The following is a 15,151-nucleotide window of genomic DNA, read 5'->3' as shown; positions in this document are numbered from 1 at the left end:
TCGTCGGTATTAGGTTTCGCCGCACTGCAACAGAACAGGGTGAAATCGGGTGGCGGTCAAGGCCGACATCGCGATGGTGGGCGCTATGGCGGCATTGTGGACCGAGGACAGGCTGGAGGTGGACGGGGCGGCGCTGCCGGCGCGCGTCTATCGTGCCGGCGTGCCGCGGCGGCCCACCCCGCTGGTGCTGCACCTGCATGGCGGCTGCTTCACCGATGGCGACCTCGACTGCAGCGCCAAGCTCTGCCAGATCCTGGGCGAGGCCGGCGCGGTGGTGGTGTCGATCGACTATCCGCTGGCGCCCGAGCATCCGTTTCCCGCTGCGCTCAACCTCGCCTTCGCCGTGCTTGGCCGGCTCCATGCCGAGCGTGCGCGCTGGGCGGGGCGCGGCGCCCGGCTGTTCGTCGCCGGCGAGGAGGCCGGGGCCAACCTCGCCACGGCGCTGACGCTGATGGCCCGCGACCAGCAGACCCCCCCCGTCGCCGGCCAGATCCTGATCTCGCCGATGGTCGATCCCTGCCTGAGCACGGGTTCGATCCATGCCGCCTATGCCGGCGCGGCGGGCTGCAAATGGGCCGATGGCTGGCACCTCTATCTCGGCAGCGCCGACCGCGCCGCCCATCCCTATGCGGCACCGCTCGGCTCGCGCCGGCTCGGTGGCATCCCCCCCGCCCTCATCGTCACCGCGGACGACTGCCCGATGCGGGACGAGAGCTTCGCCTATGCCCGCCGCCTCGCCGAATGCGGTGTCGCGGTGGAAAGCCATCTGCTCGAAGGCACCGAATGCTCGGCCGCGAGCATGGACGCCGCCATCGAGACGGCCCCGGCCTGGGAAGCGGTCCTGCGGGACCTGTTCCGAAAATTCCTGGTGGAGAATTCCGCCACACCTGTTCGCACCGTTCGGGCCTGAGGGCCGGGAGATCCGTCATGAGTGACAAGACATTCGGCAACGAAGCCGGCTCAGCAAACATCGGGCACGCCATCGTCGCCCGCGACACAGCAGGGCCCGCGGCGCCCGGCACGAAGCCGGCGCGCCGTTGGCGCGAGGTCGGGCTGGTGCTCACCCTGGCGGCGCTGGCCACCGGCACGGCGGTGTTCCTCGCCTGGCCCAGCAGCACGGCGCTGGCCACTGATCCGGCGACGGCGGAAGCCGCCGCACCGCCGGCCATGCCGGTCGAGGTGGCGGTGCTGAAGGCCCGCGACACCATGACCTGGGATGAGTTCTCCGGCCGGCTGCGCGCGGTCGAAGTGGTGGAGCTGCGCTCGCGCGTCGCCGGCGCGGTGGAGAAGATCCACTTCCGCGAGGGCGCGCTGGTCAAGCAGGGCGACCTGCTGGTGACCATCGACCCTGCCCCGTTCGAGGCGGCGCTGAGCCGTGCCGTCTCGCTGCAGGAAGCGGCCGCCGCCCGGGTCGAACTGACCCGCAGCGAGCTGGAGCGCGGCAAGCAACTGGTCGACAACCGCGTCGTCTCGGTGCGCGACCTCGACCAGCGCACCAATAATTTCCGCGAGGCGGAAGCCAATCTGCGCGCGGCGGACGCCGCCGTGCAGACCGCCAAGCTCGACCTCGGCTATACCGAGGTGCGCGCCCCGGTCGACGGGCGCGTCGGGCGCATCGAGGTGACGGTCGGCAATCTGGTCGCCGCCGGTGCCTCCTCGCCGGTGCTCACCAGCCTGGTCTCGGTCGACCCGATCTATGTCAGCTTCGACGCCGACGAGAACGCCGTCGCCGAGGCGCTGGCCTCGGTGGGCGAGCACGACCTCGCGCTGACCGAGATCGACCAGATCCCGGTGGAGATCACCACCGCCACGACCGGCGGGCGCACGGTGCGCGGCCATCTCCAGCTGGTCGACAACCAGGTCGACACCGCCACCGGCACCTTCCGGCTGCGCGCCGTGTTCGACAACAAGGACCGGCGCCTCGTTCCGGGCCAGTTCGCCCGGGTGAAGATGGGCCGCGCCAAGTCCGAGCCGGCGCTGGCGGTGAACGAGCGCGCCATCGGCACCGACCAGGACAAGAAGTTCGTGTTCGTCATCGATGACGCCAACAAGGCCGTCTGGCGGCAGGTCACGCTCGGCCCGCCGGCCGACGGGCTGCGCGTCATCACCGACGGGCTGAAGGAAGGCGAGCGCATCGTCGTCAACGGCCTGCAGCGCGTGCGCCCCGGCGCCGTGGTGGCGCCCGAGATCGTGCCCATGGAAACCGCATCCGCCGCGACCGCGACGGACCCGACCACCTCCGTCGCCGCGCGCTGATCGTAGCCCCGACGCTCTGCCTCCTTGGGGGAGGACGCAATGAATCTGTCCAAATTCTTCATCGACCGGCCGATTTTCGCCGGCGTCCTCTCCGTGCTGATCTTCCTCGCGGGGCTGCTCGCCCTGCGGGTGATGCCGATCTCGGAATATCCGGAAGTCGTGCCGCCGCAGGTGATCGTGCGCGCCACCTATCCGGGCGCCAGCCCGAAGGTGATCGCCGCCACCGTCGCCACGCCGATCGAGGAATCGATCAATGGCGTCGAGGACATGCTCTACATGTCCAGCCAGGCGACGACCGACGGCGTGATGACGCTGACCGTCACCTTCAAGCTCGGCACCGACCCCGACAAGGCGACGCAGCTGGTGCAGAATCGCGTCGGCCAGGCGGAACCGCGCCTGCCGGAAGAGGTGCGCGCGCTCGGCATCACCACGGCGAAGAGTTCGCCGACCTTCCTCATGGTCGTGCATCTGCTTTCGCCCAATGACCGCTACGACATCACCTATCTGCGCAACTACGCGGTGCTGAACGTGAAGGACCGGCTCGCCCGCATCGGCGGCGTCGGCCAGATCGACATCTTCGGCGGCGGCGACTACTCGATGCGCGTCTGGCTGGACCCGCAGAAGATCGCCGAGCACGGGCTTTCCGCCGGCGACGTGGTCAACGAGATCCGCGCCCAGAACGTGCAGGCCGCCGCCGGCATCGTCGGTGCCTCGCCGGCGCAGGGCGATGTCGACCTGCAGCTCACCATCAACGCCCGCGGCCGGCTGGAGACCGAGGAGGAGTTCGGCGACATCGTCGTGAAGACCGGCGCCAACGGTCAGGTCGTGCGCCTGCGCGACGTCGCCCGCATCGAACTCGGCGCCGCCGACTACGCGCTGCGCTCGCTGCTCGACAACAAGTCGGCGGTCGGTCTCGGCGTGTTCCAGGCGCCCGGCTCCAACGCGCTGGAGATCGCCGAGAACGTCCGCGCGACGATGGAGGAAGTGAAGAAGACGATGCCGGAAGGCGTCGACTACGCCATCGTCTACGACACCACGCGCTTCGTCGACGCCTCCATCGACGCCGTGGTGCACACGCTGTTCGAGGCTGTGCTGCTGGTCGTCATCGTCGTCGTGGTGTTCCTGCAGACCTGGCGCGCCTCGATCATCCCGCTGCTCGCGGTCCCGGTGTCGATCGTCGGCACCTTCGCGGTGATGTATCTGTTCGGCTTCTCGATCAACGCGCTGAGCCTGTTCGGGCTGGTGCTCGCCATCGGCATCGTGGTCGACGACGCCATCGTCGTGGTGGAGAATGTCGAGCGCAACATCGAGAACGGCCTGACCCCGCGCGCCGCCGCCTATCAGGCGATGAGCGAGGTGTCCGGGCCGATCATCGCCATCGCCCTGGTGCTGGTGGCGGTGTTCGTGCCGCTGGCCTTCATCACCGGCCTGTCGGGCCAGTTCTACCGCCAGTTCGCCCTCACCATCGCCATCTCCACCGTCATCTCGGCGATCAACTCGCTCACCCTGTCGCCGGCACTGGCGGCGCTGCTGCTGCGCGGGCACGACACCCCGCCGGACGCGCTCCAGCGGGTCATCAACTTCCTGTTCGGCTGGTTCTTCCGCGGCTTCAACTGGGTGTTCACGCGCGGCTCGCGCGGCTATGGCGGCGGCGTGCGCGGCACGCTGAAGGTGAAGAGCCTGGTCATGGTGTTCTACGCCGTGATGCTGGGGGCCACCTGGTGGCTGTTCCAGGCGGTGCCGCCGGGCTTCGTGCCGGCGCAGGACAAGCAGTATCTGGTCGGCTTCGCCCAGCTGCCGGACGGCGCCACCCTCGACCGCACCGAGGAAGTGATCCGCCGCATGACCGAGATCACGCTGGCCCAGCCCGGCGTCGCCAGCGCGGTGGCCTTCCCCGGCCTGTCGATCGCCGGCTTCTCCAACTCCTCGAACGCCGGCATCGTGTTCTCGGTGCTCGATCCGTTCGAGGAGCGCCAGAGCCCGGAGCTTTCCGCGACGGCCATCGCCGGCGCCCTGAACCAGAAATACGGGGCGATCAAGGACGCCTTCATCGCCATGTTCCCGCCCCCGCCGGTGCAGGGGCTCGGCGTCGTCGGCGGCTTCAAGATGCAGCTGGAAGACCGCGCCGGACGCGGCTACGAGGCGCTGAACGAGGTGACCAACGCTTTCATGGCCAAGGCCATGGCAGCGCCCGAGCTCACCGGCCAGTTCACCACCTACCAGATCAACGTGCCGCAGCTCTTCACCGATCTGGACCGTACCAAGGCCCGCCAGCTCGGCGTGCCGGTGCAGTCGGTGTTCGAGACGCTGCAGGTCTATCTCGGTTCGCTCTATGTCAACGACTTCAACAAGTTCGGCCGCACCTACTCGGTGCGGGCGCAGGCCGACGCGCCGTTCCGCGCCCGGCCGGAGGATATCGGCAAGCTCAAGGTGCGCTCCAATAGCGGCGAGATGATCCCGCTCTCGGCGCTGCTCAGGGTTGAGACCACGGCGGGGCCGGAGCGCGCGCAGCGCTATAACGGCTTCCTCACCGCCGACTTCAACGCCTCGCCGGCGCCGGGCTATTCCTCGGGGCAGGCGCAGGACGCGGCGGCGCGCATCGCGGCCGAAGTGCTGCCGCCGGGCTTCGACTATGAATGGACCGACCTCACCTATCAGGAGATCCTGGCCGGCGATTCCTCCTATCTCGTCTTCCCGCTCGCCCTGCTGCTCGTCTTCCTGGTGCTGGCCGCCCAGTATGAAAGCCTGACGCTGCCGATCGCGATCATCCTGATCGTGCCCATGGGCCTGGGGGCGGCGCTGTATGGCGTCTGGCTGGGCGGAGGTGACAACAACATCTTCACCCAGATCGGCCTTGTCGTGCTGGTCGGCCTGTCGGCGAAGAACGCGATCCTCATCGTCGAGTTCGCCCGCGAGCTGGAATTCCTCGGCCGGAACCCGGTCGAGGCGGCGATCGAGGCCAGCCGGCTGCGCCTGCGGCCGATCCTGATGACGTCCTTCGCCTTCATCATGGGCGTGCTGCCGCTGGTGCTCTCCACCGGCGCCGGCGCCGAGATGCGCCATGCGATGGGCATCGCCGTGTTCGCCGGCATGATCGGCGTCACCTTCTTCGGGCTGTTCCTCACGCCCGTCTTCTACGTGCTGCTGCGGCGCCTGGCGGGCAACCGTCCGCTGCGGCAGCACGGCGAGGCCCATGTCGCGCCGCTTGCGGCCGAGTGAGCCCCGCTGCCCGGCCGGGAGGCCAATTTCCTGTGCGTCGGTTGCCCCCTCGACGCGCCTGAGCCCAGCCTCCCGGCCGGTATAGTTCGACAAGTCCCCGCGGCGATGCCACATGCAGCCCGGCCGGCGCGCGACGCCGGCAACGGTGTCAGGGGTCGCCAGCACATGAAGCCGATCAGATCCGACTGGACGGACGTGGTGCTGGTGTGCCGCAAATGCGCGAAGAAGCTGGAGGGCGGCTTCGGCCCCGGCGGGGATCAGCCCTTGCCCAAGGCACTGCGCGCCGCCATTGCCCGGCACGAGGGCGGCAAGCCGATGAAGAAGCCGCGCCGCAAGGGCGCCCATGTCGCGGTCATCGAGGTGCCCTGCCTCGACATCTGCCCGAAGAACGCCGTGGTCGTCATCCCGGCCGGGGAGCCGGGGCGCTGGCGCAGCGTGCCGCGCGGGGCCGATCTCGACGCCCTGCTCGGCGCACTCGCCCCCGGCGCGGCGGGCGTCACCCCCTCCCCGCCCCGCGACGAGGACTGATCAGGCCGGCTTTTCCGTCGTCCGGGGCGGGTTCAGCGCCCAGACCAGCACCGTCATGATGCTCACCCCGATGACGATACCGATGAGCCGGTCCAGCGGCGGGAAGAGCGAACTCGGCGGCCCCGGATCGACAAGCGTGATGATGTAGGCGATCGCCGACTGGGTGCCGATATAGGCATTGGGCGTCTTGGCCAGATGCACCCGCGCGAAGGAGAAGATGCCGAGAAAGAGCATCGTCGCCCACCAGATCTGGTCGGTAGCGTCGAGACCGATCACCACCAGCCCCGCCGCGCCTCCGGCACCGCAGCCGACAATGCGCTGCCAGCCCTTGTGGCGCGTGGCGTTGGGGTCCGTGTCGACGACGATGAGGCTGGAGATCAGCACCTGCGGCAATTGCGGCAGGTCGAACCGGGACCAGATGATGACGATGACGATCGCCCCGAAGCCGGCGATCAGCGCCTGGCGCAGGGCGTTCTCCGGCGTCACCGCGACGACCTGTGCCTTGAGCCGCGCATGCAGTTCGCCGGCATTCGGCCCCAGCGCCCAGCTCGCCAGCGTGCCGCACACCACGCCGATGACGATCTCGTAGCAGCGATAATGGGCGAAGCTGTAGAGGTCCTGCGGCTGGACCATCGAGAACAGCATGACCAGCATGAAGGTCAGGCCGCCATAGAACCAGGCATAGCTGTAGGCGCTGCGCTGCTTGCCATAGGTTCCGACCGCCGCGGAGGCCCCCACCAGGAAAGCCTGCTGGATCGGCAGTCCCTCCATCCATTGCGCGACGACAAAGCCGATGCTGACCCCGACCAGCGTGCTCAGGACGCGCAATATGCCCTTCGTCACCAGCGCGTCGCGGTCCGTATTGGCGATCATCATCACGCTGAGCGCCGCCCAGTAGGGCTCGTCCAGCCCCATCGACAGCGCGATATAGACCGCGGCCAGCACCCCGGTTGCGGTGGCGAAGGCCTGCCGGTCGACGTCGCTGATCCAGCCATCGGGGCGAGCGGCCTCCGCCATCGCTCAGAACCAGATCAGGACGCGGGCGTCGGCGCCGTTGAACAGGCCGAGCCCCTCCGGCCAGTTGTCCAGCGTCACCTCGACCGGAAAGCGCCGGGGCAGCCGCACCCAGTCGGTGGTCGGCTCGACATAGGGCATGACCCGCGGGTTGTCGGGTGAGCGGGCGACGCCGGCGGCAATGCCGCTCACATGGCCGTAGTGCAGCACCCACGGTTCCGAACCCAGCGTCAGCAGCACACGCTGGCCGACGCGGATACGGGCGAGATGGCGCTCGCTCACATTCGCCACCACCCGCCGCCGCCGCTCGGTGACGAGGGCGAGCACCTCGGAGCCGGGGCGCAGATAATCCCCCACCCGGGTGACGAACGGCACCACCCGTCCGGCCTCGGGCGCCGTCATCACGGTCTTGGAGAGGTCGTACTGCGCCTTCGCCACGGCGGCTTCAGCCGACGCGATGGCGGCCTGTGCCACCGCCACCCGGCGCGCCGTCACCGCGAGCTGTGCCTCGGAGGACGTTACGTTGGCTCCTGCGGTGGCGACGTCGCGGGTGGCGACATCGAGCGTCGCCTCGGGCGAATAGCCCTCCGTCTCCAGCGCCTTCACGCGGCCGAGCTGGTCCTGCGCATTGGTCTGCACCGCCTGCGCGGCGGTGACGCTGGCCTTGGCGGCGTTCACCTCGTCCCGCGCCAGTTCAAGGTCGGCGCGGGCGGTGGCGAGCGCGGCCTGCGTCTCCTGCACCTTCAGCGCATAGGGCGTGCGCTCGATCTCGAACAGCAGCTGGCCGGCGGCGACCGCCTCGTTGTTCTGCACCGCCAGCTTCGAGACCGGTCCCTCAATCTCCGACGACACCACCACGATGTCGCTCATCACATAGGCGTCGCCGGTATAGGCGAAGAAGCGCACGCAGGTCTCATAGAGCAGGAACAGCCCCAGGATCACGCCAATGATCAATGTCACCGGATGGCGAAGCAGGCGGCTGAGCATGAAACAACGCAACTCCAGGAGACCGGCATCGACCCGGCAGGGAGCCGGCGCACACGCCATCATCGTGACTTTGCCGGCCCCGCTCAATCCCCCCATGATACCATCGCGGACGCGCGGCGAGGGGCTCCCGCGCGCGGCGGCTGTCGGCAGACGCGGCGTGCCGCGTCATCCCGGACGCACCAAGGCCACGTCCGGGATCGCGATGGCCCCAGGCGCGATCCCGGCTCGAAGCCTCAGGCGGCGGCCGGGATGACGCTCTTCCCTTTCAGACCGGCCTCTCAGTGCCGCTGCTCCTCGATGCTGGGCAGCATCGGCTCCTCGTCGTCCTCGCTGCGCTCGCGCGCGCCGGGATGCTCCTCGATCATCGGGCCCGGGGTGCGGGCGGCACGCGCCGCCTCGGTGCGGCGCGTGCGGGTCGGCACCGACAGTTCCTCGGCGCTCTGGTTCACCACCCGCAGCGGCGGGGCCATGCCCTTCTTGTCGGTGCCGAGATAGACCGTCTGGTGCGGGTACGGCATCTCGATGCCGCGCGCCTCGAACGCCGCCTTGATGCGGCGGTAGAATTCGCGCCGCACGTTCCACTGGCCGAGCGGCCGGGTCTTGAAGCGGCCGCGCAGCTGGATGTGCGACGGGTCGAGCGCCTCGACCCCGACCACCTCGAACGGGGCGGTGATGGTTTCCGCCAGCGGCCCCTTCGCCACCATGTCGGCGGCCACCTCGGCCATCAGCGCCAGCGCCTCGTCGATGCTCTCGCGATAGGCGATGCGCACATCGACCACCGCATAAGCGAAGTCCTTCGACATGTTCTTGACCGTCTGCACCTCGCCGAACGGGATGGAATGCACATTGCCGTCGAAATCGCGCATGTGCACGGTGCGGATGGTGATCTTCTCCACCAGCCCGGCATGGGCGCCGACCTCCACCACGTCGCCGACCGAGATCGTGTCCTCCATCAGGATGAACACGCCGGTGATGACATCCTTGACCAGTGTCTGCGCGCCGAAGCCGATGGCGAGGCCGAGCACGCCGGCACCGGCGAGAAGCGGCGCGATGTTGATGCCGATCTCGGAGAGCAGGATGAGGCTGCCAATGGTGAGCAGCACCACGCGGAAGGCGTTCTGCAGGAAGGGCAGCAGCGTCTTCAGCCGGGTCGAGTTGGGATTGCCGGCCCGCAGACGGTCGGCGAAGGCGGTCGAAATCTCCCAGGCGACGAGGCCGATCAGCACCACCACGCCGATGGAGATGAGCCGGCCCACCGCCACCTGCCCGCCATCGGAGGCGAGCCGCTCGAACGGCTGCGCGCCCCAGATTTCCAGCAGCACGAGAGCGGCCAGGAGCAGCACCAGCCCCTGCACGGAACTGCGCAGCGCCGGCAGATAGCGGTTGGCCCGTGCCTCCAGCAGCGGGTAGCGTTCACGCATTTCGCCGTTGAGCTTGAAGACCCTTTCGAAGAGCCGCAGCATCACCATGATCACCAGAGCCGCGAGGCCGAGCGTGAGCACGGACAGCAGGGTGGCGCGGGCGAGGAACGCGAAGCCGCCATCGACATCGAGGCTCCAGACAAGAAACCCCGCGACGACATAGGCGATGACGAGGATGTGCCAGAAGTCGGCCACCGCGTCGCGCATTCGCGCCGTCCGCCCCTCGCGCGCGCCGATGCGCCGCAGTCGCCGGGCCACCCCGCCGCGAATCTGCAGGATGAAGACGATGCACATGCCGGTGACAAACAGCGCGAGCGCATTGCTGAGGGAGCGATAGCTCGTCAGAGCGAGCCCCAGCACCCAGGCCGCCCGCAGCAGGAAATGGCCGTAGACGATGGTGTAGGTGAAGCGCCGGACCCAGAGATAGCCATAGGCCGCGCTTTCATGGTCGAACGGAAACAGCCGCATCTGCGGCGCGTCGGGCGTCAGCACCGCGCGGGCGCCGGCGAGGATCAGCCGCGCCAGCACATTGGCGTTGATGACGGTGACGACGGCGAGCCGAACGACGAAATTCAGCTCGACCAGCGCCAGCACCCCGAAGGCGGCGGCGGCGAAGGCGGCGATCGGCACGATGTCGACCAGGGTGCGCAGCGCCAGCAACAGCGCCCGCACGAAGACGCCGCGCGCCGGCCGCGCCTCGATCGCCCGCCGCAGCCGCGCCAGCAGCCGCTTGGCGATGTATTCGGCCAGCAGGGCGGCGGCCAGCACGGCGATGACCATCGTCACCGCCCAGCCCACACGCTCCAGCACCAGCGGATCGGAAAGGTCGGCGAAGAGTTGCTCGACCTGCGCGGGCAATTGCTCGATCTCGCCGACCAGCGCCAGCACCGAACCGGAGAACGCGCCAAGCGACTGGGTGGCGCCGGCCAGCCAGTCCTCGCGTCCTTCCGCCGGGCTGGCGGCCACGGCGGCGGGCGCGCCCGCCTCGCTCTCGACCAGCGCCCGCAAGCGCGACAGGAACCGCGCGCGGGAGGCGTCGTCGCTGAGCGTCTCCAGCAGCGCGCGCAGGTCGCCCTGGCCGGCCTCCTGCGGCGGCGCGGCGGGCGCGGTCGCCGCCTGGGCGGGCGCCACCGGCAGGTGCGGCATCTGGGCGAAGGCGGCATTGCCGAGGATCGGCGTGGTGAGAAGACAGAAAGCGAGGAGAAGCAGGCTCGACAGCGCGCGCAGCGGCATGAAGCATTCCGTCGTTCGCGGGCCCTCGGCCGTGGAACCACGGGCGCGCAGATTGGGGGAGCCGGAATGGCGGGTGCGGCTATTCTAACGCGCGGCTCCGCGAAAGGTTCCCCGCCCAGTGAACATTTTTTCATCTTTCGCGACGACGATGGTCCCGCCGACCCGACGTCGCCGTGTCGGCGCGCCTTGCTCCTGTCACGTTCGTCGCCGCATCTGGGCGCGGTTTTTCCGACCGGGAGAGGACATGGAAGCTTTATCCGCCGATGTGGTCGCGTTTCTGCACAGCCATGAATACCTCATCCCCCTGTTCATCGGCCTCATCGCTTTTGGCGAATCGCTGGTGATTGTCGGCCTCATCATCCCGGCCACCGCGCTGATGCTCGCCATTGGCGGGCTGGTCGGCACCGGCATCGTGTCGCCGGTGCCGGTGATCGGCGGCGCCATTGTCGGCGCCGTTCTCGGCGACATCGTCTCCTACTGGCTCGGCCGCTGGCTCGGCCCGCGCGTGGTGCACCGCCCGCCGCTGCTGCGCTATCGCGAGCAGGTGGCGCAGGCGCGCCTGTTCTTCCGCCGCTTCGGCTTCGCCTCGATCTTCGTCGGCCGGTTCTTCGGGCCGGTGCGCGCCACCATGCCGCTGGTCGCCGGCATGATGCGCATGGACCAGCGCCGCTTCCAGTTCGCCAATGTCTCCTCGGCCATCGTCTGGGCGCCGGTGATGCTGGCCCCGGGCTGGCTGGCCGGCAAGGGCGCCGACGAGCTGGGCGCCCACGGCCAGGGCGCATGGCTGGTGCTGATGGTCGGCATCACCCTGGTCATGCTGATCCTGACCGTGGTGGCGCTGAGGATGATCAAGGCCCGCATCGCCAAGCGGCCGCGCACGCGCCGCCGCCCGGCCGGCGCGCCGACCGCCTGAGCCGCCCCGCCCCCCGGGTGCCGCCGGGCCGGCATCCGGTCCCGTCTTAACCATTTCGTAAGGAATACCGCGCCGCCCGGCTGCATTCCGTTAAGATGGCCTTTCGAAAAAGGCTGTCGGCGGACAGCGCGGCGTGCCCGGCGAATGGCGGACGGGAAGAAGACATGATCGACAAGCTTGAGCCTTCCATGCAGCCACCGAAGGCGCGGCCGGGCGAAGAGGGCGGCGGGGCGGCGGCCGCCCCCCGCCCGCCGGTCTCCGCCTCGCCGGCGCCCGCTGCCGCCCGCGCCAAGGGCCCGCCGCAGGACCCGGTGGCGTTCCAGCGCTGGCTCGGGATCGAACAGCTCAAGGTCGACATGCGGCGGCTGGAGCTTGAGGGCAAGCGCGCCGAGGCGGCGCCCGCCCGCACCGGTCACCCCGCCCTCACCGTGCTGTACGGCGTCGTGCTGGTCGCGCTTCTGGCGCTGGCCGCCTTCCTCGCCGCGCAGATGCTGAGCCTGCGCGGGGACCTCGCCGCGCTGCGCGAGGCGCAGAGCCGGATCGTCGAGCGCCTCGACGCGGTCGAAACGCCCGCTCCCGCGCCGCAGGCCGCCGCGCCCGGCAACGCTCAGGTGCTGGCGCAGGCCCAGCCGCCGGCCGCCGCCGCGCCGGCGTCGGCCGCGCCGGCTCCCGCCCCCTCCGCCAACGACCCGCTGGTTCCGCTGGCCGGCACCGCGCCGGCCGCCGAATCCGAACCCGCCGCCCCGGAACCCGCCGCGCCGGCGCTGCCCGGCGCCGGCTATACGGTGCGCATCTTCGCGCCGATCAACACCGTGGCGAAGGCGAAGGTCGACAGCTTCACCAATACGCTGAAGAAGGACGGATTCGACGTCGTGGTCTCCGACACCGGCGTCGTGCAGACCACCAGCAACACGCTGTCCTTCCACGGTGCCAGCGCGGACATGGCCAACGAGGTCGCCGAGATCATCCAGAAGCGGCATCCGTCGCTCGGCATCGAGCTGCGCGCCTCGCCCTCGATCCCCGACAATGCCCGCCAGGTGCTGATCCTCAACCTGACCGAGGACGCCTTCAACTGACCTGTGGCCGGTCGACCGGCCACGCTCAGGCGGCGGCGCGCCCGCGCCGGGCGCCACGCCCCGCCTCGCGAATGGCGGAGATGTTGGCGGCGTAGGCCTCGCGCCCGCCCCTGAATACCGCCGAGCCCGCCACCAGCACATTGGCCCCGGCGGCGGCGCACAGCGCGGCGGTCTCCGGCGTCACCCCGCCATCGACCTCCAGATGGATCGGCCGCTCGCCGATCATCGCCCTGAGGCGATAGATCTTCGGCAGTACGTCGGCGATGAAGGCCTGGCCGCCGAAGCCGGGATTGACCGTCATCGGCAGGATCAGGTCGACCTTGTCCAGCACATAGGCCAGCGCGCTCTCATGGGTCGCCGGGTTCAGCGCCACGCCGGCCTTCTTGCCGAGCGAGCGGATGAGCTGGAGGCAGCGGTCGAGATGGTGGGTCGCCTCGGCCTGCACGGTGATGATGTCCGCCCCGGCCCTGGCGAAGGCTTCGATGAACGGCTCCACCGGCTCGATCATCAGATGCACGTCGAACAGCTTGTCGGTGTGCGGGCGCATCGCCTTGATGACATCCGGCCCGAAGGTGATGTTGGGCACGAAATGCCCGTCCATCACGTCGAGATGGATCCAGTCGGCGCCGGCGCTCGCGACATCGCGCACCTCCTCGCCGAAGCGCGAGAAGTCGGAGGCGAGCATGGAGGGGGCGATGAGAACCATGGGTTTGTCTCCTGGCATGTGTCTGCCGCCATGCGGCTGGCGCGTCACTTTTACATCCGGCAATCGCGTCGCCCCTCACCGACCCGCTACGCGGGCCACCTCTCCCCGAGGGGGAGAGGGAAGGCGAACGCATGCGGAGCGTTCAACTGGCGGGGCGCAGCGGCGGGTAGCTGTCGATGCCGCCGGAGAAGACGCGGCTGGCGAGGATGTCCGCCGCCTCCAGCGTCACCAGGTCGTCCGCCGTCACCGGCCGCTCGGCATGGAACAGCCGGTTGGCCTGGCGCAGGCGGGCGCGGTCGAGCGCGTTGCGGATCGAGCGGCCATTGGAGAAGTGCGGCTGCAGCATGCGCAGGTCGATATAGCGCCGGAACGCCGCCTCGGCCTCGCGGCTCATGCGGTAGTTCATGGTGTCGAGGATGCGCGCGCCGATGGCGTCGAGTTCCACCGCCGAGTAATCGGGGAAGTCGACATGATGGGCGACGCGGGAGCGGAAGCCAGGATTGGCGGTGAAGAACCGCTCCATCCGGTCGGCATAGCCGGCGAGGATGACGACGAGGTCGTCGCGCTGGTTCTCCATCACCTGCAGCAGGATCTCGATCGCCTCCTGACCGTAGTCGCGCTCGTTCTCCGGGCGGTAGAGGTAGTAGGCCTCGTCGATGAACAGGACGCCGCCCATCGCCTTCTTGAGGATCTCCTTCGTCTTCGGCGCGGTGTGGCCGATGTACTGGCCGACCAGGTCGTCGCGCGTCACGGTGACGAGGTGGCCCTTGCGGACATAGCCGAGCTTGTGGAGGATTTCCGCCATCCGCAGCGCCACCGTGGTCTTGCCGGTGCCGGGATTGCCGGTGAAGCTCATATGCAGCGTCGGGCTGGTGGCCTCCAGGCCGAAGCGCCGGCGGGCGGTATCGACCAGCAGCAGCGCGCCGATCTCGCGCAGCCGCCGCTTCACCGGCCCCAGCCCCACCAGCTCGCGGTCGAGCTGGTCGAACACCTCGGCCAGCCCGCTGGTGGCGAACTCGGCCCGGAGGTCGATGGAGTCCGGCACTTTCGGCGTGCCCTCGGTGGTGAGCGTGGGGTCGTCGATCACGGCGTCCATGGTGCATCGCTCCTGGCGGCATCCTTCGAGGCTCGCGTCGCTCGCACCCCGGGATGACGTGGCTCAGTGAGAATTCGGAACGACGTCATCCTGAGATGCCCGGCGCAGCCGGGCCTCGAAGGATGCTCGTCGAGCAAGAAAAAGGGGGACCGGTTCCGGGCGCGGCATTCCGGAACCGGTCCCTCGCGGCCGGGGAGGAAACCGGTCGGCCGCGATTTCCGTCGGGGGAGTAGAGGGAGCCGACGGATCAGTAGCGCGCGCCCTCCGGGCGGTTGGCCGCATAGGCGCGCGTCGTGTAGCGGATCGACCGGCCGTCGATCTCCTGGCGCTCCAGCACGAAGCCGGGCTCGTCAGTGGGGCGGTCGGTGATGAAGGAGAGGCGCAGCGATTCCCACGTATGGGTGGCGTCGAAGGCGCTGAGGCGGATGTAGTGCCGGCCCTTATAGGCCTTGCGGCACTCGTTCAATTCGAACATCACGCCGGCGGCGTCCGGCACGTCGAACATCGGATGGCCCCACAACTCCCAATAGGTGTTGCGCGGGTGCGGGTCGTCGGTGAACTCGATGTTCACCGCCCAGCCCTTGTCGATGCAGTACTGGACCTGCTTGGCGATCTGCTCGTCCGTGAGGTCGGGCAGGAAGGAGAAGGCTCCCTGGGTCAGGCGCATGATGGTGTCCTCATCTCTGTCTCGTTCCCCGGACA

The 15,151-nt window shown here is 69.3% G+C and carries 12 protein-coding genes; 6 read left to right on the top strand and 6 right to left on the bottom strand.

The window, feature by feature from the left end; translation table 11 throughout:
• The first annotated feature begins 49 nt into the window (after window positions 1-49).
• The 4 genes from KHC23_RS01140 to KHC23_RS01125 all read left to right on the top strand — a co-directional run bounded on the left by KHC23_RS01140 (window position 50) and on the right by KHC23_RS01125 (window position 6,003).
• Window positions 50-910: an alpha/beta hydrolase gene (locus KHC23_RS01140; protein WP_271188722.1), complete on the top strand. Its 861-nt coding sequence runs from the start codon at window positions 50-52 to the stop codon at window positions 908-910.
• A 17-nt stretch (window positions 911-927) separates the two neighbouring features.
• Window positions 928-2,256 carry an efflux RND transporter periplasmic adaptor subunit gene (locus tag KHC23_RS01135; protein WP_213368484.1) on the top strand — a complete coding sequence of 443 codons (1,329 nt, stop codon included), beginning with the start codon at window positions 928-930 and terminating at the stop codon, window positions 2,254-2,256.
• 39 nt (window positions 2,257-2,295) lie between these two features.
• On the top strand, window positions 2,296-5,475 hold the full coding sequence (locus tag KHC23_RS01130; protein WP_213368482.1) for an efflux RND transporter permease subunit: 3,180 nt from the start codon (window positions 2,296-2,298) through the stop codon (window positions 5,473-5,475).
• 165 nt (window positions 5,476-5,640) lie between these two features.
• On the top strand, window positions 5,641-6,003 hold the full coding sequence (locus KHC23_RS01125; RefSeq protein ID WP_213368480.1) for a (2Fe-2S) ferredoxin domain-containing protein: 363 nt from the start codon (window positions 5,641-5,643) through the stop codon (window positions 6,001-6,003).
• Here the strand turns inward: KHC23_RS01125 and KHC23_RS01120 are convergent, their stop codons facing one another.
• The 3 genes from KHC23_RS01120 to KHC23_RS01110 all read right to left on the bottom strand — a co-directional run bounded on the left by KHC23_RS01120 (window position 6,004) and on the right by KHC23_RS01110 (window position 10,658).
• Window positions 6,004-7,020, bottom strand: coding sequence for an FUSC family protein (locus KHC23_RS01120; protein ID WP_213368478.1), 1,017 nt, complete (start codon window positions 7,018-7,020; stop codon window positions 6,004-6,006). It abuts the gene before it with no gap.
• A gap of 3 nt (window positions 7,021-7,023) precedes the next feature.
• Window positions 7,024-8,004, bottom strand: a complete 981-nt coding sequence (locus KHC23_RS01115; protein ID WP_213368476.1) for an HlyD family secretion protein — start codon at window positions 8,002-8,004, stop codon at window positions 7,024-7,026.
• Between the two features lie 278 nt (window positions 8,005-8,282).
• Window positions 8,283-10,658 (bottom strand): mechanosensitive ion channel family protein, encoded by a 2,376-nt coding sequence (locus KHC23_RS01110; RefSeq protein ID WP_213368474.1) that lies wholly within the window; start codon window positions 10,656-10,658, stop codon window positions 8,283-8,285.
• Window positions 10,659-10,902: 244 nt separating this feature from the next.
• Between KHC23_RS01110 and KHC23_RS01105 the strand changes: the two genes are divergently transcribed.
• Window positions 10,903-11,571 carry a DedA family protein gene (locus KHC23_RS01105; RefSeq protein WP_213368472.1) on the top strand — a complete coding sequence of 223 codons (669 nt, stop codon included), beginning with the start codon at window positions 10,903-10,905 and terminating at the stop codon, window positions 11,569-11,571.
• A gap of 164 nt (window positions 11,572-11,735) precedes the next feature.
• Window positions 11,736-12,647, top strand: a complete 912-nt coding sequence (locus KHC23_RS01100; protein ID WP_213368470.1) for a hypothetical protein — start codon at window positions 11,736-11,738, stop codon at window positions 12,645-12,647.
• 25 nt (window positions 12,648-12,672) lie between these two features.
• Here KHC23_RS01100 and rpe read toward each other — a convergent pair whose 3' ends face one another.
• The 3 genes from rpe to KHC23_RS01085 form a co-directional block, all read right to left on the bottom strand.
• Window positions 12,673-13,353: a ribulose-phosphate 3-epimerase gene (gene rpe, locus KHC23_RS01095; protein ID WP_213368468.1), complete on the bottom strand. Its 681-nt coding sequence runs from the start codon at window positions 13,351-13,353 to the stop codon at window positions 12,673-12,675.
• Window positions 13,354-13,495: 142 nt separating this feature from the next.
• Window positions 13,496-14,449 carry a CbbX protein gene (gene cbbX, locus KHC23_RS01090; protein WP_213368467.1) on the bottom strand — a complete coding sequence of 318 codons (954 nt, stop codon included), beginning with the start codon at window positions 14,447-14,449 and terminating at the stop codon, window positions 13,496-13,498.
• Window positions 14,450-14,696: 247 nt separating this feature from the next.
• Window positions 14,697-15,116, bottom strand: coding sequence for a ribulose bisphosphate carboxylase small subunit (locus KHC23_RS01085; RefSeq protein ID WP_213368465.1), 420 nt, complete (start codon window positions 15,114-15,116; stop codon window positions 14,697-14,699).
• Window positions 15,117-15,151 lie beyond the last annotated feature (35 nt).

The sequence above is a fragment of the Ancylobacter dichloromethanicus genome, from assembly GCF_018390645.1.
Lineage (GTDB): Bacteria > Pseudomonadota > Alphaproteobacteria > Rhizobiales > Xanthobacteraceae > Ancylobacter > Ancylobacter dichloromethanicus.
The sequence above is the reverse complement of the archived record's forward strand: the minus strand, read 5'-3'. Positions and strand labels throughout refer to the sequence as shown.

Coding starts and splice junctions, on each gene's coding strand:
- KHC23_RS01135 (WP_213368484.1), top strand. CDS start 928: ATGAGTGACAAGACATTCGGCAACGAAGCCGGCTCAGCAAACATCGGG.
- rpe (WP_213368468.1), bottom strand. CDS start 13,353: ATGGTTCTCATCGCCCCCTCCATGCTCGCCTCCGACTTCTCGCGCTTC.
- KHC23_RS01125 (WP_213368480.1), top strand. CDS start 5,641: ATGAAGCCGATCAGATCCGACTGGACGGACGTGGTGCTGGTGTGCCGC.
- KHC23_RS01115 (WP_213368476.1), bottom strand. CDS start 8,004: ATGCTCAGCCGCCTGCTTCGCCATCCGGTGACATTGATCATTGGCGTG.
- KHC23_RS01105 (WP_213368472.1), top strand. CDS start 10,903: ATGGAAGCTTTATCCGCCGATGTGGTCGCGTTTCTGCACAGCCATGAA.
- KHC23_RS01130 (WP_213368482.1), top strand. CDS start 2,296: ATGAATCTGTCCAAATTCTTCATCGACCGGCCGATTTTCGCCGGCGTC.
- KHC23_RS01100 (WP_213368470.1), top strand. CDS start 11,736: ATGATCGACAAGCTTGAGCCTTCCATGCAGCCACCGAAGGCGCGGCCG.
- KHC23_RS01085 (WP_213368465.1), bottom strand. CDS start 15,116: ATGCGCCTGACCCAGGGAGCCTTCTCCTTCCTGCCCGACCTCACGGAC.
- KHC23_RS01110 (WP_213368474.1), bottom strand. CDS start 10,658: ATGCCGCTGCGCGCGCTGTCGAGCCTGCTTCTCCTCGCTTTCTGTCTT.
- cbbX (WP_213368467.1), bottom strand. CDS start 14,449: ATGGACGCCGTGATCGACGACCCCACGCTCACCACCGAGGGCACGCCG.
- KHC23_RS01120 (WP_213368478.1), bottom strand. CDS start 7,020: ATGGCGGAGGCCGCTCGCCCCGATGGCTGGATCAGCGACGTCGACCGG.